Origin of the sequence: Nocardioides sp. NBC_00163, from assembly GCF_045206295.1 — a bacterium.
In the GTDB taxonomy this organism is placed as follows: domain Bacteria; phylum Actinomycetota; class Actinomycetes; order Propionibacteriales; family Nocardioidaceae; genus Nocardioides.
Map to the genome: position 1 here is coordinate 1,468,776 of NZ_CP108155.1, position 26,610 is coordinate 1,495,385.

General features: G+C 70.3%; 23 protein-coding genes, 1 pseudogene and 2 riboswitches. Of the genes and pseudogenes, 8 read left to right on the forward strand and 16 right to left on the reverse strand.

All coding sequences use genetic code 11. The features are described 5' to 3' along the window. Window positions 1–15: 15 nt before the first annotated feature. The 3 genes from OG801_RS07060 to OG801_RS07070 are packed head-to-tail and all read right to left on the reverse strand — an operon-like array spanning window position 16 to window position 5,434. The gene (locus tag OG801_RS07060) at window positions 16–2,757 is read right to left on the reverse strand and encodes a cobyrinate a,c-diamide synthase (RefSeq protein ID WP_406034759.1); all 2,742 of its coding nucleotides are present in this window, start codon (window positions 2,755–2,757) and stop codon (window positions 16–18) included. Further along, window positions 2,751–3,365, reverse strand: coding sequence for a cob(I)yrinic acid a,c-diamide adenosyltransferase (gene cobO, locus OG801_RS07065; RefSeq protein WP_406034761.1), 615 nt, complete (start codon window positions 3,363–3,365; stop codon window positions 2,751–2,753). Before cobO ends, OG801_RS07060 begins: the two co-directional genes overlap by 7 nt. Further along, window positions 3,365–5,434 (reverse strand): magnesium chelatase subunit D family protein, encoded by a 2,070-nt coding sequence (locus tag OG801_RS07070; RefSeq protein WP_406034763.1) that lies wholly within the window; start codon window positions 5,432–5,434, stop codon window positions 3,365–3,367. The genes cobO and OG801_RS07070 overlap by 1 nt, the downstream gene beginning before the upstream one ends. Before the next feature lie 25 nt (window positions 5,435–5,459). Next, window positions 5,460–5,599: riboswitch (cobalamin riboswitch) on the reverse strand. Window positions 5,600–5,661: 62 nt separating this feature from the next. Here OG801_RS07070 and cbiE point away from each other — a divergent pair. Further along, entirely contained in the window at window positions 5,662–6,855 is a 1,194-nt protein-coding gene (gene cbiE, locus OG801_RS07075) for a precorrin-6y C5,15-methyltransferase (decarboxylating) subunit CbiE (RefSeq protein ID WP_406034764.1), read from the forward strand. A gap of 2 nt (window positions 6,856–6,857) precedes the next feature. On the opposite strand, the gene OG801_RS07080 is transcribed toward cbiE, so the two are convergent. Continuing rightward, entirely contained in the window at window positions 6,858–7,979 is a 1,122-nt protein-coding gene (locus OG801_RS07080; protein WP_406034766.1) for a helix-turn-helix domain-containing protein, read from the reverse strand. Between the two features lie 420 nt (window positions 7,980–8,399). Between OG801_RS07080 and OG801_RS07085 the strand changes: the two genes are divergently transcribed. The 4 genes from OG801_RS07085 (at window position 8,400) to OG801_RS07100 (ending at window position 11,881) form a co-directional block, all read left to right on the forward strand. Next, a complete protein-coding gene (locus OG801_RS07085; RefSeq protein WP_406034768.1) occupies window positions 8,400–9,113 on the forward strand; it encodes a hypothetical protein in 714 nt (237 codons plus the stop codon). 41 nt (window positions 9,114–9,154) lie between these two features. After that, window positions 9,155–9,775, forward strand: a complete 621-nt coding sequence (locus OG801_RS07090; RefSeq protein WP_406034770.1) for a hypothetical protein — start codon at window positions 9,155–9,157, stop codon at window positions 9,773–9,775. Window positions 9,776–9,878: 103 nt separating this feature from the next. Further along, window positions 9,879–10,499: a hypothetical protein gene (locus OG801_RS07095; protein WP_378684343.1), complete on the forward strand. Its 621-nt coding sequence runs from the start codon at window positions 9,879–9,881 to the stop codon at window positions 10,497–10,499. A gap of 167 nt (window positions 10,500–10,666) precedes the next feature. After that, window positions 10,667–11,881, forward strand: coding sequence for a hypothetical protein (locus OG801_RS07100; protein WP_355021976.1), 1,215 nt, complete (start codon window positions 10,667–10,669; stop codon window positions 11,879–11,881). A gap of 4 nt (window positions 11,882–11,885) precedes the next feature. Here the strand turns inward: OG801_RS07100 and OG801_RS07105 are convergent, their stop codons facing one another. Beyond that, window positions 11,886–12,122, reverse strand: coding sequence for a hypothetical protein (locus tag OG801_RS07105; RefSeq protein ID WP_406034772.1), 237 nt, complete (start codon window positions 12,120–12,122; stop codon window positions 11,886–11,888). Between the two features lie 256 nt (window positions 12,123–12,378). On the opposite strand from OG801_RS07105, the gene OG801_RS07110 reads away from it, so the two are divergent. Next, entirely contained in the window at window positions 12,379–12,795 is a 417-nt protein-coding gene (locus tag OG801_RS07110; RefSeq protein WP_406034774.1) for a hypothetical protein, read from the forward strand. A 60-nt stretch (window positions 12,796–12,855) separates the two neighbouring features. Here OG801_RS07110 and OG801_RS07115 read toward each other — a convergent pair whose 3' ends face one another. The 6 genes and pseudogenes from OG801_RS07115 to OG801_RS07140 all read right to left on the reverse strand — a co-directional run. Further along, window positions 12,856–13,056, reverse strand: a complete 201-nt coding sequence (locus tag OG801_RS07115) for a hypothetical protein (RefSeq protein WP_406036257.1) — start codon at window positions 13,054–13,056, stop codon at window positions 12,856–12,858. 223 nt (window positions 13,057–13,279) lie between these two features. Continuing rightward, window positions 13,280–13,897 carry a 5,6-dimethylbenzimidazole synthase gene (gene bluB, locus OG801_RS07120; protein WP_406034776.1) on the reverse strand — a complete coding sequence of 206 codons (618 nt, stop codon included), beginning with the start codon at window positions 13,895–13,897 and terminating at the stop codon, window positions 13,280–13,282. Then, window positions 13,897–14,637: a precorrin-4 C(11)-methyltransferase gene (gene cobM, locus OG801_RS07125; protein WP_406034777.1), complete on the reverse strand. Its 741-nt coding sequence runs from the start codon at window positions 14,635–14,637 to the stop codon at window positions 13,897–13,899. The genes bluB and cobM overlap by 1 nt, the downstream gene beginning before the upstream one ends. Before the next feature lie 115 nt (window positions 14,638–14,752). Continuing rightward, window positions 14,753–16,303, reverse strand: coding sequence for a precorrin-3B C(17)-methyltransferase (gene cobJ, locus OG801_RS07130; RefSeq protein ID WP_406034779.1), 1,551 nt, complete (start codon window positions 16,301–16,303; stop codon window positions 14,753–14,755). Continuing rightward, on the reverse strand, window positions 16,300–16,953 hold the full coding sequence (locus OG801_RS07135) for a precorrin-8X methylmutase (RefSeq protein ID WP_406036258.1): 654 nt from the start codon (window positions 16,951–16,953) through the stop codon (window positions 16,300–16,302). Before OG801_RS07135 ends, cobJ begins: the two co-directional genes overlap by 4 nt. A gap of 693 nt (window positions 16,954–17,646) precedes the next feature. Continuing rightward, window positions 17,647–17,787: pseudogene (locus OG801_RS07140) on the reverse strand (nitrite reductase); the annotation flags it as partial. 55 nt (window positions 17,788–17,842) lie between these two features. After that, a riboswitch (cobalamin riboswitch) is annotated at window positions 17,843–18,048 on the reverse strand. A gap of 103 nt (window positions 18,049–18,151) precedes the next feature. On the opposite strand from OG801_RS07140, the gene OG801_RS07145 reads away from it, so the two are divergent. Next, on the forward strand, window positions 18,152–19,318 hold the full coding sequence (locus OG801_RS07145; protein ID WP_406034781.1) for an ABC transporter substrate-binding protein: 1,167 nt from the start codon (window positions 18,152–18,154) through the stop codon (window positions 19,316–19,318). On the opposite strand, the gene OG801_RS07150 is transcribed toward OG801_RS07145, so the two are convergent. From OG801_RS07150 to kdgD, 5 genes are all read right to left on the reverse strand, one after another. Beyond that, entirely contained in the window at window positions 19,304–20,140 is an 837-nt protein-coding gene (locus OG801_RS07150; RefSeq protein WP_406034783.1) for an ion transporter, read from the reverse strand. The genes OG801_RS07145 and OG801_RS07150 overlap by 15 nt on opposite strands. A 62-nt stretch (window positions 20,141–20,202) precedes the next feature. Further along, window positions 20,203–20,997, reverse strand: coding sequence for a sulfite exporter TauE/SafE family protein (locus OG801_RS07155; RefSeq protein WP_406034785.1), 795 nt, complete (start codon window positions 20,995–20,997; stop codon window positions 20,203–20,205). A gap of 31 nt (window positions 20,998–21,028) precedes the next feature. Then, window positions 21,029–22,366 carry an enolase C-terminal domain-like protein gene (locus tag OG801_RS07160; RefSeq protein WP_406034787.1) on the reverse strand — a complete coding sequence of 446 codons (1,338 nt, stop codon included), beginning with the start codon at window positions 22,364–22,366 and terminating at the stop codon, window positions 21,029–21,031. Beyond that, window positions 22,363–23,856: an aldehyde dehydrogenase (NADP(+)) gene (locus tag OG801_RS07165; RefSeq protein WP_406034789.1), complete on the reverse strand. Its 1,494-nt coding sequence runs from the start codon at window positions 23,854–23,856 to the stop codon at window positions 22,363–22,365. Before OG801_RS07165 ends, OG801_RS07160 begins: the two co-directional genes overlap by 4 nt. A gap of 43 nt (window positions 23,857–23,899) precedes the next feature. Continuing rightward, window positions 23,900–24,814, reverse strand: coding sequence for a 5-dehydro-4-deoxyglucarate dehydratase (gene kdgD, locus OG801_RS07170; RefSeq protein ID WP_406034791.1), 915 nt, complete (start codon window positions 24,812–24,814; stop codon window positions 23,900–23,902). 497 nt (window positions 24,815–25,311) lie between these two features. Here kdgD and OG801_RS07175 point away from each other — a divergent pair, with 497 nt between their 5' ends. Further along, on the forward strand, window positions 25,312–26,574 hold the full coding sequence (locus tag OG801_RS07175; RefSeq protein WP_406034793.1) for a DUF222 domain-containing protein: 1,263 nt from the start codon (window positions 25,312–25,314) through the stop codon (window positions 26,572–26,574). Window positions 26,575–26,610: the final 36 nt, after the last annotated feature.

Here is a 26,610-nt window from a genome sequence, read left to right on the forward strand (position 1 = left end):
CGGCCGATTCACGGGTCACCGCTTCGCCTGCAGTCGGCCGAGTGCGTTGAGGAGCTCGTCCGTGAGTTCGGGGGGACGTACGGCGATCCGCACCCAGTCCGGGCCGAGGCCGGGGAAGGTGTCGGCGCGGCGTACGGCGACGCCTTGATCTCGCAGGGCCTCGCGGACTCCGGCGCCCGGGCGGGCTAGCACGAAGGAGGCGGACGAGGGGACGTACTCGATCTGCTGGTCCCGTAGGCCGGTCTCGAGATGGTCGCGCCAGGTCGCGATCCGCTCGGCGCGCTCGCGGGCCTCGGCGCTGGCGCGCTCGGTGGCGCAGGCGAGCATCGCGGCGGCCGCGGTGGCCGAGACCGACCACGGGGTACGCACCGCCTCCAGGTCGCTGATCGCGGCGGCGTCGCCGACGACGTAGCCGGCGCGTACGCCGGGGATCGACCAGTGCTTCGTCAGGCTCCGGATGACCAGCAGGCCCTCTGTGCGCTCCGCAGTGAGGGTCTCGGGCTCGCCTGGAACCGCATCCATGAACGCCTCGTCGACCACGACCAGCCGGCCGGGACGGAGGAGGGCGCGGAGGGTGGTGGCGGGGTGGAGTACGCCCGTGGGGTTGGTCGGGTTGCCGACGACGACCAGATCCGCGTCATCGGGCACCGCGGCCGGGTCGAGGGCGAACCCGTCCTCGGCCCGGCCGCGTACCTCGGTGACCGTGTGCCCGGCCTGCTCGAGCGCCGCGTGGGGCTCGGTGAACTGGGGGTGGACGACGACAGGGTTCCGCCAGGGGCGCGCCCGGGCGACCAGAGTGAATGCCTCTGCCGCCCCCGCCGTCGGTAGCACCTCCGCCCACTCGCGGCCGTGGTGCTTCGCCAGCGCCGCCCGTGCCGGCTCCTCGTCGGGGTAGGCCGCCGACGACAGCGACTCGTGGAGCGCCTGGTCCAGCCACTCCGGCCGCTCGCCGGGATAGACGTTCACCGCGAAGTCGAGCAGCCCCTCCCCCACCTCGACGTCCCCGTGGTGCCGCAGCGGATCCGTCAGCGGGCCGTCCGCAGCGGCTGGCAATTCCCCGCCATGGCGGGATTCTGCGGCCGAACCGGCGCTCACCGCGCCGCAGAATCCCGCCATGGCGGGAAAGTGCGGCGACGCACCATGAACCGCCGCCGCGAACCGCGCCGCCAGCTTTGGATGACCGGCCCAATGCACATGCAGGTACGACGCATGCAGCGTGTCCGACGCAAACCCCACCAGCCCCGAACCGTCACCCCCGCCTGCCGAGACGGCACTTGTGGAGGCCGAGACGTCAGTCGGGTCGGCCGAGTTGGCACTTGCATCGGCCGAGTTGGCAGTTTCGGCGGCCGAGTTGGCACTTGCATCGGCCGAGTTGGCAGTTCCGGCGGCTGAGTTGGCCGTTGCGGCTCGCGAAACTCGACTCTCGTCGTCCAAAACTGGCGTCTCGCTCGACGCAGTTGACGTCTCGGCCGGCGTAGGTGCCGTCTCGGCCGACGGAAGTGCCGTCTCGATCGACCAGGCGGGCTGGGTCCCAGCGGGAGGGGTTGTCGTGGTGCGGTGGAACTCGTGGCCGGTGACCTGCTCGCCGGCACGGGTGAGCAGAGAGTCGGCGAGGGCTGTTGCGACCGGATAGCGCAGGGTCAGGCGTTCGCTCATCGCGGCTTGGGTGGGGAGGGCACCCGCCATGGGGACGCCGTCGAGGGATTCCGCGAGGTAGAGAAGGCCCGCGCACTCGGCGACCGTCGGGATCCCGGCTTCGACGGCGGCCCGCAGGTCGCGGAGCAGGCTGCGGTTGGCGGCGAGGTCGGCCGCGTACATCTCCGGGAAGCCGCCGCCGAGGTAGATCCCCTTCGTGCCCTCGGGAAGCGCGGGATCGGTGAGCGGGTCGAAGGAGCGTACGTCGCAGCCTGCCGCTTCCAGGAGCTCCTCGGTCTCGGGGTAGCGGAACGTGAACGCCCTCCCGCCCGCGACGGCCACGACGGGTCGCCCAGCGGTGGCACCGCTGGTCGAGCCGTCGCTCTCGCGCAACGCCGCCACCGGATCCCAAGGTTCCCCGCCCAGCGCCGGAGCCGACCGGGCGACCTCCAGCAGGACGGGCAGGTCCAGGTGGGCGGCGACCTGCTCCCCCAGACGCTCGATCAGCGCTACCGACTCGTCACGCTCGGCGACCGGGACGAGGCCCAGGTGGCGCGAGGGGGACGCGAGCGACTCGTCGCGCGGGAGCATGCCGAGCACAGGCAGCCCGAGCTGCTCCAGCGCGCGCCGGATCTCCTCGGCGTTGCGCCCCGGGGAGCAGCGGTTGAGCACGACTCCCCCGATGCGTACGGACGGGTCGAAGGCCGCCATCCCGGCGGCGATCGCGGCAGCGGAGCGGGACATCCGGGCGACGTCGAGGACCAGGACGACCGGCGAGGAGGTCAGCGCGGCGACGTGGGCGGTGGAGGCGAAGCCGTCGGTGCCGAGGCGGCCGTCGTAGAGCCCCATGACGCCCTCGATGACCGCCACATCCGCCCCTGCGGCACCATGCAGGAGCAGCGGCACGACCCGCGACTCCCCCACCAGATGAGGGTCGAGGTTGCGGCCCGGACGCCCGGTGGCGAGCGCGTGGTAGCCCGGGTCGATGTAGTCCGGCCCGACCTTGTGACCGCTGACCTCGTGCCCGGCGGAACGGAGCGCCGCCATCAGCCCGGTGGCGATCGTCGTCTTCCCCGAACCGGTCGAGGGAGCAGCTACCACCAGCCGGGGCAGGGTCACCATTCGATGCCCCGCTGGCCTTTCTGGCCGGCGTCCATCGGGTGCTTGATCTTGGTCATCTCGGTGACCAGGTCCGCGACCTCGAGCAGGGCAGGGTCGGCGTCGCGGCCGGTGATCACGACGTGCTGGCGCCCCGGCCGCTCGGCGAGGACGGAGGCGACCTCGGCGGCGTCGACCCAGCCCCACTTGATCGGGTAGGTGAACTCGTCGAGGACGAGCAGGTCGTACGTCTCCGCGGCGAGGCACCGCTTGATCTCGGCCCAGCCCTCGGCGGCGTCCGCGGCGTGGTCCTCGGCGTCACCCTGCTTGCGGCTCCAGGACCAGCCGGAGCCCATCTTGTGCCAGTCGACCGGCCCGCCCTCGCCGGTCTCCTCGTGCAGCTTGCCGAGGCGCTCGAGCACGGTCTGCTCGCCGATGCGCCACTTGGCCGACTTCACGAACTGGAAGACCCCGATCCGCCAGCCCTGGTTCCAGCCGCGCAGCGCGAGCCCGAAGGCGGCGGTCGACTTCCCCTTGCCGGGGCCGGTGTGGACCATCACCAGGGGCCGGTTGCGACGCTGGCGGGTGGTGAGCCCGTCGTCGGGTACGTTCAGCGGCTGTCCCTTCGGCATCAGGCAGCGCCCCTTCCCATGGTGGATCCGGTGAACCCGTGGACGGTGGAGGTCAGCGCCTCGGCGCTCACCTCGGCGACCGGCACGTGCTCGGCGCCCAGGTGCATGGCCAGCTGGCGGGCCAGGCCGAGCCGCATCGGCCCGCCCTCGGAGTCGATGACGACGGTGGTGACGCCCAGACCGGCGACGTACGCGGCGGCCTGCTGCGAACGTCGGACGGCCTCCTTGCCATGAGTCTTGGAGTTGGCGCGACCGTCGGTGACGACCACCAGCAGCGGCCGCAGATCGGGGTCGCGCAGGTGCTCGCGCTGGAGCACGCGGGCGGCCTCGAGGAGGCCTTCGGCCAGCGGCGTACGTCCTCCGGCGGGCACCTCGTCGAGACGTGCCGCGGCGAGGTCGACCGACCCGGTCGGCGGCAGCACCAGCTCGGCGCCCTCGCCCCGGAACGTGATCATCCCGACCTTGTCGCGGCGCCGGTAGGCGTCGAGCAGCAGCGAGAGGACCGCGGCCTTGACCTGCGCCATCCGCTTGCGCGCGGCCATCGACCCGGAGGCGTCCACGCAGAAGAGCACCAGGTTGGCCTCCCGGCCCTCACGGACCGCCGTGCGGAGGTCCTCGATCCGCAGCTCGACCTTCGATGAGGTGCGCGGGCGGGCGCCCTGCTTGCCCGCGGCCGCCTTGAGCGTCTCGACGAGGTGGAGCGAGCCGCGGGTGCTCACGCTGGCGCCGATCCGGCGGCCGCTGCTGCCGATCGCCTTGCTCCGGCCGCCGGTGCGGCCGGCGCCCAGGCCGGTCACCGTCAGGAGGCGGGGGCGGTACGCGGTGCCTGCGGCAGTCGTCGAGGTGTTCCCCGCGGACGGGCTGGGCGGCGCCTCGTCCTTTGTCGAGGTCTCCTCCTGAGAAGTCTCGGCGGGCTCGGTCTCCGAGGAGTCCTCGTGGGAGCTCTCGGCCGGCCCGACCTCCGGCTCGGACTCGGGTCCGTCCTGCGGTCCGTCCTGCGGGTCGTCGTGCTCCGGCCCGCCCTCCGGCGGCTCGGGCGGCAGCTCCTCGTCGCCGAGGATGCGGTCGAGCAGGTCCTCGTCGAGCCCGGGCGCGTCGAAGGGGTTGCGACGGCGCCGATGCGGGAGCGCCAGCAGAGCAGCCCGGCGGATGTCTTCGCGGGTGACCTCGGAGCGACCGGCCCAGGCGGCGTGCGCGACCGCGGTGCGGGCGGTGACGATGTCGGCGCGCAGCCCGTCGACCTCGAACGCCGCGCAGACCTCGGCGATCTTGAGCAGCCCGGGCGCGGTGAGCCGGACCTTCCCGACGAGGGCGCGCGCGGTGGAGACCCGTGCGGTCAGGTCGCGCTCTGCGGCCACGTAGCGCTCGACGAACGCGGGAGCGTCCAGGTCGAAGGCCATCCGGCGGCGTACGACCTCGGCGCGCAGCGCCGGATCCCGCGGCGCGGCCACCTCGACCGTGAGCCCGAAGCGGTCCAGGAGCTGCGGGCGCAGCTCGCCCTCCTCGGGGTTCATGGTGCCGATCAGCACGAACCGGGCGGCGTGCTCGACCGAGACGCCGTCCCGCTCGACGCTGACCCGGCCCATCGCCGCCGCGTCCAGCAACAGGTCGACGAGATGGTCGTGGAGCAGGTTGACCTCGTCGACGTAGAGCAGGCCGCGGTGGGCTCGCGCGAGCAGCCCCGGCTCGAACTCGACCGCACCGCGCGACAGCGCGCTCTCCAGGTGGAGCGAGCCGACGACCCGGTCCTCGGTAGCCCCTACCGGGAGCTCGACCAGGCGCACGGGCCGGCTCTCCTCGACGGCGGCGGACCCGAAGGGCCCGTCAGGCGACTCCGCGGACGGGTCGGCCGGGTCGATCGAGAACCGATCCCCGGCGTAGACCGAGATCGAAGGCAGCACGGCCGCCAGACCGCGTACGGCCGTCGACTTCGCAGTCCCTTTCTCGCCACGGACCAGGACTCCGCCGATCTCCGGGGAGATCGTGGTGAGCACGAGCGCGAGGCCCATGTCGTCGAGGTCATCGGCCTGGCAGCCGAGGACGGCAGAAAATGGGTAATGAACCGGCATGGAGAGGCTCCCGCTCCCTATCGCTTGGATTGGATGGACGCGGGGCCGGTCTTCGGACTTGTCGAGTCCCCACGAGGGGGCTCGTTCACCGCAGCGGGCCTGTGCCGGATTCTCACCGGCTTCCCAGATTCTCCCTTCCCACCGTCCTCACCAGCTCCTGTGACAGAGCCGATGACTGGGCAGTCGGGGCACCTCGCGCCTGAGCGGCCACTGTAGCGTCTGGCCTCATGATCGTCGTGGTGGGCATCGGTGCCGGAGGTTGGGACGAGATCCCCGTACGTCACCAGCAGCTGATCCGGGACTCCGCCGTCCTCCTCGGCGGCAAGCGCCATCTCGACCTCGTCCCGGACGTCCCCGGCCAGCGGCGCGAACCCTGGCCGTCACCGCTGCGCGAGGGGCTCCCGGCTCTCCTCGATTCGCTGCCAGGCGACGCGCCCGTCGTCGCGCTGGCCTCGGGCGACCCGCTCGTCTCCGGCATCGGAACGACCCTGATCTCGCTTCTCGGTCGGGAGAACGTACGCATCGAACCGGCCGTCTCCTCCGTCGCCCTCGCCCGCGCCCGGATGGGCTGGGCCGCCGAGTCGTGTGTGGCCGTCAGCCTCGTCGGCCGCGACGTCTCGCTGGTCGCGCGCGAGCTCGCCCCCGGCCGCCGGATCCTCGCACTCTCCTCGGACGAGTCCACTCCTGAACAGGTCGCGAACCTGCTGGTCACCACAGGTTTCGGAGCCTCGATGATGACCGTCCTGGGCGAGCTCGGCGCGGATACCGAGAGCACCCGGACCGCATCCGCCTCGGCGTGGGTCGGCGAGTCGCCCCGCCTCAACATCGTGGCGATCGAGTGCGTAGGCGCACCACTCTTCGGCTGGGCTGCCGGCCTCCCCGACGACGCCTTCGAGCACGACGGCCAGCTGACCAAGCGCGACCTACGGGCCTCCGCACTGGCCCGCCTCGCCCCGGTCCCGGGTCAGCACCTCTGGGACGTCGGCGCAGGCGCAGGCTCGGTAGGCATCGAGTGGATGCGCACCCACCCCGCCTGCACCACGACGGCGATCGAGGCCAACCCAGACCGAGCGGCCAGGATCGCCCGCAACGCCACCCACCTCGGCGTACCTGGCCTCACCGTCGTCGAGGGCCGCGCCCCCGATGCCCTGGCCGACCTCCCCACCCCCGACGCGATCTTCATCGGCGGCGGCGCGACCCGCCCCGGCGTACTCGACACCTGTCTGCGAGCCCTCCGCCCCGGCGGCCGGCTCGTGGTCCACGGCGTCACCCTGGAGACCGAGCAGCTCCTCGCCACCGCCTACCAGGCACACGGCGGAGAGCTCACCCGGATCGCGGTCGAGACCTCCGCCCCGATCGGCACCTTCACCGGCTGGACCCCGGCCCGGTCGGTCACCCAGTGGACCCACTCCGTCGGGTGAGGTCAGCCGGCGAGGTCGCGGCGCCACCGCGGGGTGGTCGACTCGAGGGCCGCGAGCAGCCCGACGGTCTCTGACGGGTCGCTGAGACGGTCGCCGAAGAGGTCTTTGATACGCCTGAGCCGGTGGCGCACGGTCTGCTCGTGGACCATGAGGTGCTCGGCGACGACGGGGGCGCTGGGGCGGGTACGCAGCCAGACCAACATGGTCTCGGCGAGCGCCAGGCGCCGTTTCGGAGTCTCCTCCATGAGCGGCGCCAGCAGCTGTTCGTCCGCGAACCGGCGCAGCATCGGGTCGGCGTGCAGGCACAGCTCCGACTGGTGCGCGGCACACCACACGATGCCGTCCTCAGAAGCGCGGATGACCTGCTCGGCGACCAGGGCCAGGGCCCGCATGCCCCACCGAACGGCGTGGCGGGTGTCGTCGAGTCGTACCTCCCAGGTGACCGCGACCGGGCGGCTCGTCTCAGCGACCACCGCTTTGGCCCGAAGCTGTACCTCGCCCGAGGCCCCGATCATGACCATGGCACCCTCGCTCGAGCCGGCGAGCAGACGTGCCGTGGGCGCGCCGAGGTGGGTGGAGACCGGTCCACCCGGAATCACCGCCACGGCCACCCGATCGGTGATGGCCCAGCCGGCACGGCCGGCCAGAGCACGCAGGTCGCCCGCTCGTACGTCGCCGACGAGCGCCGCGAAGAGCGGCAGCCGGGGATCGATCGGCGGAGCGGGCTCGGCGAAGCCCCGCATCGCGTGCTCGAGGAGCTGGTGCTGGTAGTCCATGAGTGCCTCGGCGAGGTAGCTCACCGACGCCAGCGGCAGCTCCAGCTCGCCGGCGATCTTCGACATCTCCCGCCAGAACTCCTGCGTCGCGATGTGGTGTGCCGCTCGCATCGCATCGAGGTTGTGGCCGGCCCTTCCCTCCAGGCTGCCCAGACGTCGATAGATGTGGGCCACGGTCGCCCCACGTACGGGTGCACCGGCCATCGCGTCGACGAACAGGGAGACCGCCTCGCCGAGTGCCTCCTCGATGACGTCGTGCACCCGTGGATCGCCGAACGCGGCCACCTCGCGGCAGATGCGTCCGGCGATGCGGCGAGACAGGTCACGGGCCCGGGGCCGGTAGGCCACCACGATCTCCCGAGCGATCGCGTCGGGCGGCGGCGAAAGGTCGATTCGCAGCGTTGGCCGGGGCCTTCTCGGGATCGGGCCCGTGAACGTATCCGTAGTCGGTCGTGTCCTCGTCGTCACGCAACTCTCCTCCGCACTCGTCCCTCGCTGCGCTGCGACCTGGGGAGCCGCGCGAAGGACGACATCCCCTGCAGTGAAGGGCTCGGCCGGACCCCGCGTCCAGAGCGGCAGAGGTTCGCTCCCGGATAACCCTGAAAAGTTGTGACGGTCCTCACAACTTTTCCGTGCTGGGTCGAAGTTGTCACCAACCTGACAGTTTTGGCGGGATCCCCGACCTAGCGGCGGCATCGCGGTTGCCAGCCCTCGGCAGCGGCCGCGTCAATGGGTGGCGTCATCCATCCCGGACCGCAAGGGGAAAACGTGAGAACCAAGCCTCCACCCCGTCACCGCACGTGGGTCGCCACAGCATTCGCCGCGCTCGTGGCCACCGCGCTGCTCACGGGGGCACCCGCTGCCCAAGCCGTCGAGAACCCGACCCTCAAGGTCGACTACGACGCCGTCGGTACGACGCACATCGGTGCGCAGGTCGACTCGTCGATGGCCATCGGGCCCTCGGTGCTCAAGTCAGTCATCGACACCACCAACGGCCACATCGTCGGGGGATCCCTCGCCATCCCGACCCAGACGATGAGCTTCGACATCTTCGGGATCCCGGCCCGAGCCAAGGTCACCATGACCCAGGTCGGGTCACTGTCCGGCGCCATCGTGCCCACCAGCCAGCTGGGCAAGTCGACGCTCACCTCGACGGTCGCCTACGACATCCAGCTCAGCGACGTCGAGGCCAAGGTGTTCGGCATCTGGTGGCCATTGGCTGTCGGCAGCCGCTGCCACACCGCCGAACCGGTCACCATCACCGCCAGCACTCCTGAGGGTGAGTTCTTCACCGTCAACGGCGGCGGCCGGGTCACCTCCACCTACACGATCGGGAGCTTCACCGGGTGTGCCGCGCTGAACTTCTTCGACATCCCCGGCTTCTTCCCCTGGTTCGGCTCCATCCCGATCAACGCCCTGGTGCCGGGCACCGACAACTCCCTCGAGCTGCAGATCGCCAATCCTCGCGCGGGCACCGCGTGAGCCTCTCGGGTTCAACACAACACCACACAAGGAGAAACATCATGAAGAAGATCACCAGCCGCGTGCTCACCGGTCTCGCTGCCGGAGCCCTCGCTGTCGGGACCGTCGCGGCCATGTCCGCGCCGGCCCAGGCCGCCGCCGCCGGCTACACCCCGAACGGCACGAACCCGATCACGTTTGTCGGGAACAACGTGTCCTTCACCGCGGTCGAGGCCGACCAGACGCTGACCTGTGAGCAGTTCGACCTCACCGGCAACATCATCGACCCGGGTCAGACCCGGGAGTTCGGGGAGGCCGCCGGTACGCTGCCCAACCTCGCGTCCGGCGGCTGCACCAACCCGATCGCCGGTGACACCACCGTCGACCCGACTGGTACCTGGGGCGTGAGGGTCGACGGAGCCGAGGTCGGCTCGGTCTCGCCGGCCACGCTCACCAGCGTCACCGCGTTTGTCGAGGCCGCCGGCTGCTCGTTCAACGTCGCGGGCGAGGTGAGCGGCACCTTCAACGACTCCACGCAGGTGTTCACGCCCACCGGGTCAACGCTGACCATCTCAGACAACCCGGTCGGCTTCATCTGCCCGATCCTGGGTGTCGGACAGGGACAGTCCATCTCCGTGGCCGGGACCTGGACGGCCAACGGTCTCACCATCACCAACCCGTGATCGACCAGCGCTGAACCGATCCATCCGGGGTCTGTGTCGTTGGCAACTGCCATCGGCACAGACCCCTTCCGACATCGCCAACCCACCTCCGCTGGAGAAGTTGATGAAGAACTTGATCAATCGCGTCCTCACTGGTCTCGCCACCGGATGGCTCACTATCGCCACGGCCGCGGTGATGTCCTTGCCCGCCCACGCTGCTGCCGACACATACACACCACACGGCGGACCCGCCGTCGCCTTCATCGGCAACGAGATCGCCTTCACTGACGAGTTTGTCGGGCAGACGTTCAGCTGCGATCAGTTCGACTTGCACGGCACTCTGATCAGCGCCGATCTCAGCAGGCCGCTCGGGACCATGGCCGCCACATGGGACCAACTCGACTACGGCGGCTGCTTCAACAATATCTTCGGCGCTACCACATTCGACCCGATTGGGACCTGGGGATTTGCGATCACAGGGCCCGAGGTCGGATCGGTATCGCCCGCCAAGCTCGCTGATGTGAGCTTCCTCCTTTCGGCCGCTGGCTGCTCGTTCAACGTCGCTGGGGACGTTTCCGGCACGCTTGACGACGTCACTGGCGTGTTCACGCCCACTGGGTCGACCATGACGATCGCCGACGACCCTGCCGGATTCATCTGTCCGATCCTCGGCTTCATGAAAGACGATGCCATCAGCGTGAGCGGCACCTGGGCGATCACCGGCCTGACGATCACCAATCCCTGATCATCCGGATTGACGAGTCGAGCGAAGTTGTCACGCGCGTGACAACTTTCGCCGATTCCGAGCCCAACGCTCATCGAACATGTGGCGAGCGCCACACCCTAGGACTTAACTGGGGGCGGACACCCGTACGGCCCCTCGCCGGACCCGACCACCGTGAGGAACTCTTCATGCGCATTCCCCGCCTCGGAGCACGCGCCGGCCGAGCGACCGTCGGCGTCCTATTGCTGGCAACTACCTTCCTGGCTCTCCCCACCGGTCCGGCCACGGGCGACCCCGAAGTCGATCCGCAAAGTGCCACCAAGAGCAATGTGAAAGCTCCGATACCGGAACTGAAGGCGTTGATCGCGGACGACCCGGCCGCGGGCCTGCCGGGATTCAGCGACCTTCCCACCCCCCGGTCGATCAGCATCACCGAAGGCACCGTCACCGCTTCACAAAACGCAGTCGCTCGGCGCTCGAAGATGTCCATCACAGCTCGTCCGATCTGGGCGGCCATGTATTACGGGGAGTTCAACAATCCGATCGAGAATCCGACGGGATACGTAGGGCCAAGTTGCGTTAGAAAAGTTGCCTGCCTCCCCGACCCATTTTACCAACCGTCGTGCGCGACAGAGGATCCAAGTACACAGTGGCCGACGTCCTACTTTCGGCACCCGATGTACCCGATCAAGCCAATCGAGGGCGGTGGTGCCGAGGTGGGGATCGTCACCGAAGACAAGGTCAACCTGGTCGCCTTCGGCACCATCCCTGCCACAGCAACGCTGACGATTTCCGTCCCGCCGGTCGGCGGCAAGGTCCAGCCGTTGATGGTCCATCTGTGGTCCAGGCCGGCTGCGGCGTCGGGGTGCGCTCCGCGGCCGAGCGACATTCCAGGGGCGTCCGCGCTAGTGAACGGCAAGGTCTTCATCCAGCTCAGTGACCTTGAAGTTGACGGAGTGCCGGTCGATCTCGGTCCGCGGTGCCGGACGAAACACCCGGCTGAGCTGTATCTCTGGGGAGATTTTGCCCGCGGGAGCTACAACGCCAACAACGGCGGTCCTTTGGGCGCTTATGACGGACTACATCCGGGCTCACGGGGTCCGTTGAACAGCCCCTACTATAGAAATGACAACGGTCGCACCATCCCGCCGTCTACGGGCATCGACATTCCGTCTTTTGCCAACTGCGGCACGAACGGTGATGATCTCAGCCCCCTGGTAAGTGCTATGGCTTCAGGCCCGAACAACCCAGTGCGTGCCACCCAAGGCCAGATCAACGCCTTCAACCGAGTTCCGTTGGAAGACCTCAGCATGTGCAGCGGATCGCCAGCTAGACCTTCGTGCCCGCTGCCCGGACCTGAGGTGCCAGAGCGGCCACCCCTGCCGGACGGCGAGGGTGAGTGACCGATCAGGGCAACGCTGCTGTGTACCTCTCCTCAGGGACCACCGAGGAGAGGGCGGAGCGGTGGCGCCAGCCGAAGCGCTCCAGATCGGGGACCTCGGGTACGCCGTCGACCTGACCGGCACAGAGCCAGGCGACGGGACGTACGTGGTCGGGCAGGCCGACCAGGAAGAGCAGGAACTCGTCGCGGTAGCAGCTGACCCAGCGGACAACGCCCTCGGGCTGCACGTCACCGTTCCTCACGCGGCCACTGCGTGAACCTCTCGGTATTAACCCCGCACCTCCAGGGAGAACCATGAAGAACCTCGTCAGTCGGGTGCTCACCGCTCTTGCGGCCGGGGCACTCGCAATAGCAACCGTCGTAGCGACGTCCTAACCGGCTCAGGCCGATGTCGACGCTTACACACCACACGGCGGACCCCTGGTCGATCTCACCGGAGATTACGTCGACTTCACCTTCGTTGAGGCCGGCCAGACGTTCATCTGCGAGGACTTCGACATGTCCGGGACCATCCCCAATGCGGGCGCGAGCAGGCTCTTCGGGGCACCCGCTACGACGTGGGGCCAAGTCGTCCATGGCGGCTGCACCAACCCGATCATCGGCGATTCCACCTTCGACCCCATCGGTGCCTGGCAGTTCGCCATCACAGGACCCGAGGTCGGCTCGGTCTCGCCCGCCGCATTCACCAACGTGGCGCTGTTCGTCCAGGCCGCCGACTGCGCGTTCAACATCGCCGGTGACGTGAGCGGCGTCTTCGATGACGCGACCGGGGTGTTCACGTCAACCGGGTCCTCCCTGGTCGTCACCGACACCCCGACAGGCTTCATCTGCCCGATCCTCGGCTTCGAGCAGGGTCACACCGTCGGCATGAGCGGCAACTGGACCATCACCGGTCTGACGATCACGAATCCGTGATCGCCCGTCACACGCACCACCCACGGGCCGAGCTTCCCCGATCACAGTGGCTCGAGAGCACTACCCGCGGACGATGCTCGCGAGCTCGGCCAAGGCGTCGATCCGATGAGTTGCTCGCGAGAGGTCCTGGGTCGCGGTGAAGCTGTTGCGTACGACCGCACAGTCGATGCCCGCGGCAACTGCCGACGCGAGACCTCGGGACGAGTCCTCGACGACGAGCGTCTCGTCCTGGGGCGCGCCGAACCGCTTCAGCCCGGCCAGGAACGGCTCCGGGTGCGGCTAGGGATGGATGAGGTCGAAGTCGGCCCGCTTCGCCGTCGTCACGATGGCCATCCGGACGTACTGCGACAGCTCGGCGAGCACGTCGACTACGCCGTGCGCAGGAGTACGCCGTGCGCAGGAGACCGTGGCTCACAGTCCGCCCTTACGCCACTTTACGGCCTAAAGTGGTGTAAGACGGGCCTTCGCACCTTGATCCGGGCGACTACCCGAACCTCTCCTCGTGCACCACCGTCGAGAGCGCGGAGCGGTGGCGCCAGCCGAAGCGCTCGAGGTCGGGGACGTCGGGCAGATTCTCGACGGGGCCGACGCAGAGCCAGGCGACGGGACGTACGTGGTCGGGCAGGCCGACCAGGTCGCGCAGGAACTCCTCGCGGTAGAAGCTGACCCAGCCGACGCCGAGGCCCTCGGCGGTGGCGGCGAGCCAGAGGTTCTGGATGGCGAGGACGGTCGAGTAGAGACCGGCGTCGGCGATCGCGTGGCGGCCGAGGACCGCCGAGCCGCCGCGAGTCGGGTCGTAGCCGACGACCACGCCGAGCCCGGACTCGCAGATCCCCTCGATCTTGATCTTCGAGAAGGTCTCGGAGCGCTCCCCCGCCAGCGAGGAGGCGAAGACCTCTCGCTCGGTGGCGACGTGCTCACGGAAGGCCGACAGCCTCTCGGGCGAGCGCACCAGCACGAAGTCCCAGGGCTGGGTCATCCCGACGCTCGGGGCGGCGTGCGCGGCCGACAGCACCCGCTCGAGCACCTCGGGAGCAACCGGCTCGCCGGTGAACTCCGCACGGGTGTCGCGACGGCGGTTGATCGCGTCGTACAGATCCATCAGGCACGCTCCCTGGCCGCGTCGTAGAGGAACGACTCGCCGCCGTCGCGGGCCAGTGCGGGCCCGGCGAGGATCACGGCCGCCTGTCGCAGCTCTGCTTCCTCGACCGCGTCGGCGATCGTCGAGACGGTCCCGCGCAGCACGAGCTCGTCGGGCTGGCTGGCGCGGTAGACGACCACGACCGGGCACTGCGGACCGTAGTAGGGCAGCAGTTCGGCCATCAGCTCGCGGGTGCGCCGGATCGCCAGGTGGAGCACGAGCGTGGCTCCGGTCGCCGCGTACGCGGCCAGCGACTCCCCCTCCGGCATGGCGGTCGACCGGGCCTGGGTCCGGGTGAGGACGACCGACTGCGCCACCAGCGGGACGGTGAGCTCCCTGCCCACGAGCGCGGCCGCCGCCGCGTAGGCCGGCACTCCGGGCGTCACGTCCCACGGCACCTCGGCGGCATCGAGCCGCCGGGTCTGCTCAGCGACGGCCGAGTAGACCGAGGGGTCGCCGGAGACGAGGCGTACGACCTGCTTGCCCTCGCGGTGTGCGGCGACGATTGCGGCGACGATCTGGTCCAGGTCGAGCTTCTGGGTGTCGACCAGCTCGGCCTCGGGGCTGCAGTGCGCCAGCACCTCGGGGTCCAGGTAGGTGCCCGGATAGAGCACCACGTCAGCGGCGGCGAGCATCCTCGTCGCGCGGACGGTGAGCAGGTCGGCCGCGCCGGGGCCGGCGCCGACGAAGTGGACGGTCATCGGGCTCGCCTCTCGGTTCCTTGGTCAAGGTATGCAGGGCAAGGTGCACATCCCTCGCGGAGCTCCGCCGGGGATGTGAGCCTTCGGCTGCATACCTTGACGAAGGAACAGCCCCTCATCGGACATACCTCGGCGTCCAGACCTGCCCCGTCCCAGTGACCCGGGTCGAGCTAGCCCCCACGATGACCAGGCACTTCATGTCGATCGAGGCCGGATCGAGGTCGCCGAGGGTGGTCACGGTCAGCGACTCCTCCGCGCGCCCGACGTCGCGGCCGACGACCACGACGGTGTCGGGCTTGCGGTGCTCCAGGAGTACGTCGCGGGCCAGCCCGATCTGCTCGGTGCGCGAGCGCGAGGCCGGGTTGTAGATCGCCAGTACGAGGTCGGCAGCGGCGACCGCGCGGAGCCGGTCCTCGACGACGGACCACGGCTTGAGCCGATCGGAGAGGGACATCACCGCGAAGTCGGCCCCGACGGGGGCGCCCGCGCGCGCGGCCACCGCCTGGACGGCGCTGACCCCGGGCAGCACCCGGACGCGTACGCCGGCGTAGGCCGCATCCTCGGCGGCCTCGAAGACGGCCGACGCCATCCCGAAGACCCCGGCGTCGCCGCCGGAGACGACGGCGACCCGCTCCCCCGCGAGCGCCAGGTCCAGGGCGTGCCGGGCCCGGTCGACCTCGACGGTGTTGCCCGACGCGTGCCGCCGCAGCCCTTCGCGTTGCGGCACCCGGTTGACGTAGGGCGCATAGCCGACGACGTGGCCGACCTCGGCCAGCGCCGAGCTGACCTCCGGCGTCAGCCACCCATCCGGCCCGGGCCCGAGCCCGACGACCAGGACTTCCCCGCTGGTCGAGCCCGTCGAGACGCCCCCGCGCGTCACCTCGACAGGCTCGACCGCGGGGAGCTCTTGCCGCATCCGTGCCGCGGCAGGTGCAGGAGCCGTGTCTCCAGGCACCACAATGAGGGAGAAGTACGGCACGGAGGACGGGTCCACGTCGGCCACCGGCAGCCAGCGCTCCTCGGGCTGCGAGGCGCGCTCGACGTACCAGGCACCTTCGAGCCGCCCGGCAGCCGCGAGCGCGGAACGGACCGCCGGGAAGGTCCGGCCGAGCTTCATGATGATCGCGGCCTCGGTGTCGGCCAGGCGACGGGCGAGCTCGGGCTCGGGCAGGGTCCCAGGCAGCACCGTGAGGACGTCGGTCTGGCGCACCAGCGGCGTCGAGACGGCGGCGGTGGCGGCCGCGAAGGCGGGGACGCCCGGCACGACCTCGGTCGAGTAGACCTCCTTGAAGCGGTCGTGGAGATACATCGAGGAGCCGTAGAAGAGCGGGTCGCCCTCGGCGAGCAGGACCACGTCGCGGCCGGCGTCGAGGTGAGCGGAGAGCCGGACCGCGCAGGACTCGTAGAACTCGGCCATCGCCCCGACATAGCCGCCCGGGTGCGAGGTGGTGCCGGTGGTGACCGGGTAGCGCAGCTCCTCCTCGATCGCCTCCGCGGGGATCAGCGAGGACGCGATCCTGCGAGCGTGCGACTGCTTGCGCACCCCTGCGTGGTAGGCGATCACGGGGGCCGCGCCGATCAGCCGGGCGGCCTTGAGGGTGATCAGCTCGGGATCGCCGGGACCGATGCCGACAACAGTGAACCGCCCGCGTACATCCGTGCTCATTCCTGCTCCTGGGCGAGTGCGTTGAGGGCGGAGGACGTCATCGCGGAGCCGCCGCGGCGGCCCCGGACGGTGACGAAGGGGATGTCGATGCCGTGATCGGCGGCGAACGAGGCGAGCGCCTCCTTCGACTCGGCCGCGCCGATGAAGCCGACCGGGCAGCCGACGATCGCGGCCGGCCGCGGACCGCCGTCGAGGATCATCTCGAGCAGATGGAAGAGCGCCGTCGGGGCGTTGCCGATGGCGACCACCGCGCCCTCGAGGTAGGGCTCCCACAGCGACAGCGCGGCGGCGGTACGGGTCGTCGCCCACTCGCGGGCGAGCGCCGGGACCCGGTCGTCACCGAGCATGCAGAGCACCTCGTTGTCGCGCGGGAGCCGGCTGCGGGTGACGCCGGTGGCGACCATCGTCGCGTCGCACAGGATCGGCGCCCCGGCCTCCAGCGCGCCCCGCGCGGCCTTCACCAGGCCGGGGTGGATGACCAGGTCGGAGGCGAGATCGACCTGCCCGCTGCCGTGGATCATCCGCACCGCGAGCCGCTCGGCGTCGGCCGGCACCGCGGAGAGGTCCGCCTCGCGCCGGATGGTCGCGAAGGAGTCGACGTAGATCGCCGGCCCGTGGTCGATGTAGTCGTAGCGGCGGGTCGGGCGCACCTGCGGCGAGGGCACGAGTACGCCGCGCCACGGTGTCACCACGACCGCCGGCGCTCGTTCCGCCAGGGCAGCGACCGCGGCCCGGTCCAGGGCTCCGTCCGGGGCGGCGACGTGCTCGCCACCGGGCACCTGCCCGAAGCCGAGCTCATCGGCCTCGGCCGGCACCCGAGCGTCGGCCGCGACCGGCTCGACCATCGGTGCGTCCAGCTCGGCGACGTGCCAGGGCGCGGACGGCCCCTCGCCGCGTACGTCCAAGAAGCGGGCAGCGAGCGAGACCAGCCGGGACGCGGCCTCGGTGAGCGGTACGACGGGCCCCCACGAGTCACCGACCCGGAGCTGACCCTCGACGGCGGACAGGGCCACCAGCCCGAGGTCGCACTCCCGCGAGACCAGGTCGCCGCGACCGTCGTCGAGCACGAAGAGGAACCGCCCCGGCAGCGCGGCCAGCCGCGGCGAGGCGCACAGCAGCCGGTCCAGCGATGCCGCGACGCCGCGCAGGTCGGCGCGGCCCCCGGCGAGCCCGGTCTGCGGAGAGACCATCACGTTGCGTACGAGCTCGTGGGTCTGCGCCGGAACCAGACCGGTCGCCTTCAGCGCGGTGAGCACCTCGCCGGGCAGCCCGCCGTCGAGACTCGGCAGGCCGCGCACCTGCAGGTTGGCGCGACCGGTGAGATAGATCCGCCCGTCGCCGTAGGTCTCCGCCACGGAGATCAGCGAGAGCAGCGCGGCGGACGAGACGGACCCGCCGATCAGGCGCAGCCGCACCAGCAGGCCGTCCTCGGCCGCCCATGGACGACCGACTCCGGGGCACCGGTCGGTTCGGACTCGCGCCATCAGGACACCTGCTCTGCGTCATGTGCCCTTGCGCGGGGCACGTGGTGACCTGGCGGCGGGCGCCGCCAGAGCCAGCAGGTCTTCGGACTCGGAATCGATCGGAACGGAGCGCCTTCCCGGAGCCAGGCTCCAGTGGCTGCCCTCCCCGGAAGGAGGGCGTGCCCCGCCCGTCATCCTCACCGCTGCGCGTCAGTCCCGGACTTTCACCGGGTTCCCTGACCCCATCAGGCATGGAGTACGACTGGCAGGGCGAGACTACCGACTTGCGGACACGGCGCCGAATTGCTCACCGCCCGGCCGCGGTCTGTGCCAGTGTTCGGCTACTCGAAATCTCCCGAGGCCACCCCCACAGATGGAGTCTCCCGTGACAGGCTCGGCTCGCCGGCAGCTCTTCGTTCTCGCGCCCATCCCGGCGCTCGCGCTCGGTTTGACAGCCTGCGCCACGACCTCGGAGGCGAAGGTCTCGATCGGTCTGGTGGTGCCGACCTCCGGCGTCCACAAGTCGATCGGCACCGACATGTCACGAGGCTTCGACCTCTACCTCGACCAGCACGGCGGGAAGCTCGGCGGCCGGCTGATCGACGTCGTCGAGGCCGACGAGGGCGACCGGGCCGAGACCGGCGTCGCCGCAGTGACCAGGCTGATCCAGGACGACGAGGTCCAGGCGGTCGTCGGGTTGGTGAGCTCGGAGACGGCGCTCGCGGCCAAGGACGTCGCGAACAACAGCGAGACGCCGCTGATCGTGACCGGCGCCGGCGCCGACCAGCTCACCGACGGCTCCGACTACCTGTGGCGTACGTCCTCCACCAACTCTGACATCGGCGGCGCCCTCGGGAAGGCGGTCGCCCAGGAGACCGACCGAGGCACGGCGTACGTCATCGGCTCCGACGACGCGGCCGGTCACGAGTTCTCCGACAGCTTCATGATCGCCCTGGAGGCGGCCGGCAGCAGCGTGGCGGGTCAGAGCTACACGCCGGCCGGCGTGACCGAGGAGTGGTCGGGGCTCTTCGACAAGGCGAAGGACTCGGGCGCGGACGCGATCTTCGCCGCCTATGCCGGCAAGGAGGCGGAGGCGTTCGTGCAGCAGTACCGCGAGTCCGGGCTGGCCAAGAGCACCAGACTCTACGGCCCGGGCTTCCTCACCGAGGGCGACGTGCTGTCCGCGCTGGGCAGCACCGCGTCCGGCGTACGCACCGCGCTGCACTACAGCGATGCGATGGACTCGCTGATGAACGACGCCTTCGTGAAGGACTACCGCAAGGCGTACGACGCCACCCCGACGGTCTACTCGGTGCAGGCCTACGACGCCGCGGCCGCGCTCGACAAGGCGCTCGACCTCTCCGACGACGTCAACCGCAACGAGATCGCCGACTCCCTCGGCTCGGTCGGCACCATCGTCAGCCCCCGCGGGAACTGGACCTTCGACCCGAACCACAACCCCGACCAGCCCTACTTCCTGAGGGTGGTCAAGGGCACCGCCGACGGCCCCCGCAACGTGGTCCTGCAGGAGATCACCTCAGCGGGCAGCTGAGTCCAGATCTGAGTCCGACCGCAGCTCCGCCCGGGTCGCGGCCAGCTCCTCGCGTACGGCGGTGAGGTCCTCGCGCAACGAGGTGAGGATGGCCATCATCTCGGCGTCGGTCTCCTGCTCGTGCTCGGCGAGAGTCTCGACGCTCTCCATGCCGGACACGACCACGGCGAGGAAGAGGTTGAGGACCGCGAAGGTCATCACCAGGATGAAGACGACGAAGAAGATCCAGGCGGAGGGGTCCTCGGCCATCACCTCGCGGGCGATGTCGGGCCAGGCCTCCCCGGTCATGGTCTGGAACAGCGTGAACGCGCTGGTACCGAGATCGCCGAAGTACTCCGGCGCGATCGAGCCGTAGAGGTTGGTCGAGATGACCACCGCGACGTACATCATCAGCGCCAGCAGCGCCGCGACCGAGCCCATCCCGGGCATCGCCGCGATCAGGCCGTCGACGACGCGGCGCATGGACGGGACCGAGTTGACCAGGCGCAGCACGCGCAGGATCCGCAGTGCCCGCAGCACCGACATCGGTCCGGTCGCCGGCACCAGCGCGATCGCGACGATCACGGTGTCGAAGATGTTCCACGGGTCGCGGAAGAACTTCGGTCCGTACGCCACCAGCCGCAGCACCAGCTCGACGACGAAGACACCGAGGAGCACGCTGTCGAGCAGCGCCAGCTCGTGGGCGAGGTGTTCGGGGACCATCGTCTCCGCACCGAGGACCACCGCGTTGAGGATGATCACCCCGATGATGGTCTTCTGGAATCGGTCGTCCTCGACCAGCGCGCGCACCCGGGCGCGCACCGAGATGTTGCTCGAACCCATGAACGCTTCGTCCTCCTGTGACCCGTGACAGCGGCCGGAGCCTATCGGGCCGAGTCGGCGCGTCAGGTTGTGGCCAGGTGCAGCGCGAGACCTAGGCCGGCCAGACCGACCAACCAGCGCAGCGGACGCTCGGGGGCGACCCGGACGATCGCGGGCCCCAGGAAGCCGCCGATCACGGCTCCCGATCCGAGGGCGATCGCGGCGGGCCAGTCCACGGGAGCGAAGAAGACGTACGCGATCGCCGCGGTGCCGTTGGCGACGCCGGTGGCGACGTTCTTGACCGCGTTGGTGATCGCCAGGGCCTCGGTGCGCTCGAGCACCAGGACGGCCAGCGCGATGATCCCGACGCCGGCGCCGAAGTAGCCGCCGTAGATGCCGAGCACGAACACGATGACGCCCCAGCCGAACCCGCGGGCGAGCGTACGTCGCCCCTCGACACCTGTTGACGAGTCCTGCCGGGGCGGCCGCGCGGCGGCGCGGGCGGCTGCCCAGGACCGGATCCGGTCGCGGAGCAGCAGGAGCACCGCCCCGGCCCCGACGAGCCAGGGCACCACGGTCTCGAACGCCTCGGCCGGCGTGGTGAGCAGCAGCGCCGCGCCGAGCGCGCCGCCGAGGAAGGAGGCCAGGGCCAGCCAGGCGATCCTTCTGCCTTGGCCGCGCAGCTCGCGCCGCGAGCCGGCGACCGTGCCGCCGGTGACGCCGAACATGGCCACCGTGTTGGTGACGTTGGCGACGACCGGCGGCAGGCCCGCGGCCAGCAGGGAGGGGTAGCTGACCAGCGAGGCGAGACCGGCCACCGAGCCGGTCAGTCCCGCGCCGATGCCGGCGAGCAGGAGCCAGGCGAGCTCGGCGCTCACCGGGTTGTCATCAGGGCGGGCATCAGGGCGGTCAACGAACCAGGCACGGGCGCTTGGGATCGAAGGTCCACCCCGACACCAGGTACTGCATGGCGACGCCGTCGTCGCGTACGCCGAGCCCGTGCTCGAGGTAGAGCTCGTGGGCGGCCGCGACCCGGTCGCGGTCGAGCCGGATCCCGAGACCCGGGGCGGTCGGCACCGCGACGGCACCGTCGCGGATCTCCAGCGGCGACTCGGTCAGACCCTGGCCGTCCTGCCAGATCCAGTGGGTGTCCAGCGCGGTGATCTCCCCCGGCGCGGCGGCGCCGACGTGGGTGAACATGGCCAGCGAGACGTCGAAGTGGTTGTTGGAGTGGGAGCCCCAGGTCAGCCCGAAGTCGTGGCACATCTGGGCGACGCGGACCGAGCCCGACATGGTCCAGAAGTGCGGGTCGGCCAGCGGGATGTCGACGGCGTTGGTGCGGATCGCGTGGGACATCTGGCGCCAGTCGGTCGCGATCATGTTGGTCGCGGTACGCAGCCCGGTGGCGCGCTTGAACTCGGCCATGATCTCGCGGCCCGAGTAGCCGCCCTCGGCACCACAGGGGTCCTCGGCGTACGCGAGCACGTCGTCCTTGCCCTTCAGCAGCCGGACCGCGTCGGCGAGCAGCCAGCCACCGTTGGGGTCCAGGGTGATCCGGGCGTCGGGGAAGCGCTCGTGGAGAGCGGTCACCGCGGCGACCTCCTCCTCACCGGCGAGGACGCCGCCCTTGAGCTTGAAGTCGGCGAAGCCGTAGCGGGCCTGGGCGGCCTCGGCGAGACGTACGACCGCCTCGGGGGTCAGCGCGACCTCCCGCCGGACGCGATCCCAGTCGTCCGCGCCGTCGGGCTCGCGGAGGTAGGGCAGGTCGGTCTTGTCGGGGTCGCCGACGTAGAAGAGGTAGCCGAGCATCGGCACCGAGTCGCGCTGCTGCCCGTCGCCGAGCAGCTCGGCGACCGGCACACCCTGCGCCTGACCTGCGAGATCGAGGAGCGCGGACTCCAGCGCGGTGACGGCGTGGACGGTCGTACGCAGGTCGAAGGTCTGGGCTCCGCGGCCGCCGGCGTCGCGGTCGGCGAACCGCGCCGCGACCTGCCGCAGCAGGCTGCGGTAGCGGGTGACGGGCTGGCCGACGAGCAGCTCGGCGGCCTCTTCGATGGTGCGCCGGATCGGCTCGCCGCCGGGGACCTCGCCGACACCCTCGCGTCCCTCGGAGTCGGTGAGGATCGCGATGTTGCGGGTGAAGAACGGCGCGTGCGCACCGCTGAGGTTGAGCAGCATCGAGTCGTGGCCCGCGACGGGGACGACCTCGATCTTCCCAATGGTGGGCACAGTGGTCGTGTTGGTCATGGCAGCTGCAGCTCGCCGTCGATCCGGCGGGCGAGGTGCCACGGGTTGTCGTCGCGTACGGCCTCCGGGAGGACGGCGGTCGGTACGTCCTGGTAGGCGACCGGGCGCTGGAAGCGCTCGATCGCGAGGCTGCCGACCGAGGTGCTGCGGGAGTCGGAGGTGGCCGGGTACGGGCCGCCGTGGACCATCGCGTGGCCGACCTCGACGCCCGTGGGCCAGCCGTTGAAGAGGATCCGTCCGGCCTTGAGCTCGAGCGCGGAGACGACCTGGGCGGCCGCCTCGTTGTCGGCGTCGGTGGCGTGGACCGTCGCGGTGAGCTGGCCCTCGAGGGAGTCCAGGCTGGGCAGCAGGTCCTCGACGGTGTCGAAGCGGACCACGACCCCGGAGGCGCCGAAGACCTCGTCGGTCACGCCGGCGAGACGGGCGGCCTCGACGATCTGGGGCGCGGGGGCGTCGGTGTCCCCGGCGGTGCCCTCGCCGACGACGGTGACACCGTCGGTGGCACGGAGCGCGGCGGTGCCCTTCTCGTAGGCGGCGGCGATGCCGGAGGTCAGCATGGTCGCGCCGACGGCCTCGGCCGTGGCGCGGCCGGCGGCGGCCAGGAAGGCGTCGCCCGCCTCGCTCTTCGGGAGGAAGAGCAGGCCGGGGTTGGTGCAGAACTGGCCGGAGCCGAGGGTCAGCGAGCCGACGTACGCCGTCGCGAGCGCGTCGACCTCACCATCGAGCGCCCCGGGGAGGACGACGACAGGGTTGATCGAGGACATCTCGGCGTAGACCGGGATCGGCTCGGGGCGGGCCGCCGCGGCCGCGACGATCGCCAGCCCGCCGCCGCGGGAGCCGGTGAAGCCGACGGCCTTGATCCGCGGGTCGACGACCAGGGCCTGGCCGAGCTCGATGCCGCCCTTGAAGTCGGTGTCGAGGAGGAAGGAGAAGGTGCCGGCGTGCAGCCCGGCCTTCTCGACCGCGCGGGTGATGGCCTGCGCGACCAGGTAGCCGGTGAGCGGGTGGGCAGGGTGGCCCTTGACCACCACCGGGCAGCCCGCGGCCAGCGCCGAGGCGGTGTCGCCGCCGGCGGTGGAGAAGGCGAGCGGGAAGTTGCTGGCGCCGAAGACAGCCACCGGGCCCAGCGCGATCTGGCGCTGACGGATGTCGGCCCGCGGGAGCGGGGTCCGGTCCGGGAGGGCCGGGTCGATGCGTACGCCCAGGTGGTCACCGCGCCGCACGACGCCGGCGAACATCCGGAGCTGGCCGGTGGTGCGGCCGACCTCGCCGCTGATCCGGCCCTCGGGCAGGTGCGACTCGGCGACAGCGGCCTCGATGATCTCGGCGCGGGCCGCCTCGATCTCGGCGGCGACGGCTTCGAGGAAGTCCGCCCGAGCCTCGGGCGAGGTGGCGCGGTAGCCGGCGAAGGCCTCGGCCGCGGCGCTGGTGGCGGCGGTGACGTCAGGCTGCTCGGAGTCGGCTCCGGCGATGATCGAGCTGTAGCTCATGTTCCCTTCCTATCGGGTCGGTCTCTCAGGGGGCGGATCGGCGTCAGGAGATCCGGGCGACCAGGTCGCGCAGCTCGTCGATCTCGTCCTCGCGCAGGTCGGTCAGCGGCGGGCGGACCGGGCCGGCGGGCCGGCCGATCGCGGTCAGACCACCCTTGACGATCGACACGGCGTAGCCGGCCGTGCGGTCGCGGATGTCGAGGTAGGGGATCACGAACTCGTTGAGACGACGGTAGACCTCGTCACGATCCTGGGCACGTACGGCGTCGTAGAACTCGACCGCCCACTTCGGCGCGAAGTTGAACAGCGCCGAGGAGTACGTGCTCACGCCGAGCTGGAGCAGCGGCAGTGCGTACGTCTCCGCCGTGGGCAGGCCACCGATGTAGATCAGCCGGTCGCCGACCCGGGCGTAGGTGCGCGTCATCTGCTCGATGTTGCCGACGCCGTCCTTGAAGCCGATCAGGGTCGGGTTGCGCTCGGCGAGCTGGTCGACGGCCTCGTCCCGCAGCACCGCGTTGGCGCGGCTGTAGACGATCACGCCGAGCCCGGTCGCCTCGCATACGCGGCTGGCATGCTCGACGAGCCCTGCCTGCCCAGCCTCGGTGAGGTACGGCGGCATCAGCAGGATCCCGTCGGCGCCCGCGGCCTCCGCCGCCTTCGCCTGCGCGACCGCGTTCGCCGTGCTGCCCGTCGCCGGCGCCAGCACCGGCACGGCCCCCGCAACCTCCTCGACCGCGGCCCGTACGACCTGGTCGGTCTCCTCCGCGTTCAGCGAGAAGCCCTCCCCCGTGCCGCCGGCCGCGAAGAGCCCGGCCACCGGGTACTCGGCCAGCCAGCTCAGGTGCTTCCGGTAGCCCTCCTCGTCGACCTGGAGGTCCTCGGTGAAGTGGGTGACCGGGAACGAGAGAAGCCCGCTCTTGAGCTGGGCGGCCAGGTCGGTCGGGCTGTACTCGGTCACGAGTCACGTCCTTCAGATGTTGGGTGTGCTGAGGGGGAAGGTGGTGACCATCACGTTATGAACGTTCGATGATGCTTGTCCAAGCCCGAATTTGAATCTCGTGATGCTTTGGGGGCATCGAAGGCAGGCGGGTTCTTCGGGGCTGGCGGGGCCGCCGACCCGTTCTTGAGGGTCTTCTCGACGGGCCCCGGAGTCAAGGACGGCCTTCGGCCGCCGGCTTCGCCGGCCGCTTCGCGGTCCTTGACACCGGGGCCCGTCGAGAAAGATTTGGCTGGTTATCGGGGCGGCGGCCCGGGTGTGGCGCAGCGGATTCTTGTCTGGGAAGGGTGAGGTTGATGGGGTGAAAGGGTGGCCCTTCGGGCCACTTACCATCCACAGATATCAGGTCGTTCGCTCACCGCGAAAACGGCACTTGATCAGGGAAAATAAGTGTCCGCCAGGGGTTGGAAATAGTAGAATCAGACCATCACAACACCTCTTTGAAGGGAGGGACGGCGATGAGTCTCGGCCGCGAGATCAACCCCTGGGAAACCAACCCCGGCGACGCGATCGACGCTGCCTTGAAGGCCATCGAGACCGCCCTCCAAGAGCTCCTCTCCACCGACCCTGCCTATTGGCGCACGGATCATAAGAAGGATCTGCTCGAGCGGTTGGAGAAGCTCCAAGCCCAACAAGCCGCCTTGAAACTCCGGGTACTCGCGTCTGCCGGCGACATCGCCGAGGAGACCGGTGCCAAGGATGTGTCCGGGTGGATGCGGACCGAGCTGCTGGTCGATAAGGCTGTCGCTCGCTCGCAGGTGAAACTCGCGGGGGCGGTGACCAAGTACGACCTCGTGGTCACTGGCCTCACTGAAGGTGTCGTGTCCCAGGACAAAGCCCGAGTGATCACCCAGGCCCTCGACGCCATCGAGAACGACCCCGCCGCCAGCTCTGAGGACCTGGTGCTCGCCGAGAAGCTCCTGGTCGACTACGCGACCCGGTTGACGGCGAACGAGTTGAAGATCGTCGGACGACGGATCCTGACCGAGATCGACCCGGAGCGGTTCGAGGCCGTCGAAGCGAAGGCGCTGCAGAGGGAGGAGGAGCACGCCCAACGGCGGACGTTCTTCCGGTCCCGTGACAACGGCGACGGCACCATCGACATCCATGCCCGGGTCTCCCGGGCGGTCGGGATGCGGCTGCGGACCCTGCTGGACTCCCTGGCCCAGCCGAGGAAGCTGTCGGCCGAGGACAAGGGCCGCAAAGCCCCCTACGACCGGCTGCTGGGTCAGGCGTTCGCCCGAGTGATCGAGACCTACGACGTCGACCAACTCCCGAGGCACGGTGGCCACGGCACCACGGTGTTCATCACGATGAGCGTCGAGGACCTCCGCAAGGACCTCGGCACCGCAGCCCTCGGGTTCGACGGCGAGCAGATCACCGCCGCCGAAGCCCGCCGGATGGCCTGCAACGCCGACCTCGTCCCCGTCGTCCTCGGCACCGACTCCGAGATCCTCGACCTCGGCCGCACCGCCCGGTTGGCGCACCCGATCCAACACCGAGCACTCCGACTACGAGACAAATGCTGCCAAGCAGAAGACTGCGACGCCCCAGCAGCCTGGACCGAGGCCCACCACTTGAAACCGTGGTCCGAAGGCGGAGGCACCGATCTGGCGAACATGGTCTTGCTGTGCCCAAGTGACCATCGCCGGATCCACGATCCCAACTACGGGTATGAGCGCCTTCCGAGTGGCCGGATCCGGTTCACCCTGCGTACCTGAGCGAGCTGCTCTGGCGCGACCGCCACCAGCCCCGTG

Coding starts and splice junctions, on each gene's coding strand:
- cbiE (WP_406034764.1), top strand. CDS start 5,662: ATGATCGTCGTGGTGGGCATCGGTGCCGGAGGTTGGGACGAGATCCCC.
- OG801_RS07175 (WP_406034793.1), top strand. CDS start 25,312: ATGAGTCTCGGCCGCGAGATCAACCCCTGGGAAACCAACCCCGGCGAC.
- OG801_RS07150 (WP_406034783.1), bottom strand. CDS start 20,140: ATGGGTTCGAGCAACATCTCGGTGCGCGCCCGGGTGCGCGCGCTGGTC.
- OG801_RS07100 (WP_355021976.1), top strand. CDS start 10,667: ATGCGCATTCCCCGCCTCGGAGCACGCGCCGGCCGAGCGACCGTCGGC.
- OG801_RS07060 (WP_406034759.1), bottom strand. CDS start 2,757: ATGGTGACCCTGCCCCGGCTGGTGGTAGCTGCTCCCTCGACCGGTTCG.
- OG801_RS07095 (WP_378684343.1), top strand. CDS start 9,879: ATGAAGAACTTGATCAATCGCGTCCTCACTGGTCTCGCCACCGGATGG.
- OG801_RS07070 (WP_406034763.1), bottom strand. CDS start 5,434: ATGCCGGTTCATTACCCATTTTCTGCCGTCCTCGGCTGCCAGGCCGAT.
- OG801_RS07090 (WP_406034770.1), top strand. CDS start 9,155: ATGAAGAAGATCACCAGCCGCGTGCTCACCGGTCTCGCTGCCGGAGCC.
- OG801_RS07165 (WP_406034789.1), bottom strand. CDS start 23,856: ATGAGCTACAGCTCGATCATCGCCGGAGCCGACTCCGAGCAGCCTGAC.
- bluB (WP_406034776.1), bottom strand. CDS start 13,897: ATGGATCTGTACGACGCGATCAACCGCCGTCGCGACACCCGTGCGGAG.
- cobO (WP_406034761.1), bottom strand. CDS start 3,365: ATGCCGAAGGGACAGCCGCTGAACGTACCCGACGACGGGCTCACCACC.
- cobM (WP_406034777.1), bottom strand. CDS start 14,637: ATGACCGTCCACTTCGTCGGCGCCGGCCCCGGCGCGGCCGACCTGCTC.
- OG801_RS07110 (WP_406034774.1), top strand. CDS start 12,379: ATGTCCGGGACCATCCCCAATGCGGGCGCGAGCAGGCTCTTCGGGGCA.
- OG801_RS07160 (WP_406034787.1), bottom strand. CDS start 22,366: ATGACCAACACGACCACTGTGCCCACCATTGGGAAGATCGAGGTCGTC.
- cobJ (WP_406034779.1), bottom strand. CDS start 16,303: ATGAGCACGGATGTACGCGGGCGGTTCACTGTTGTCGGCATCGGTCCC.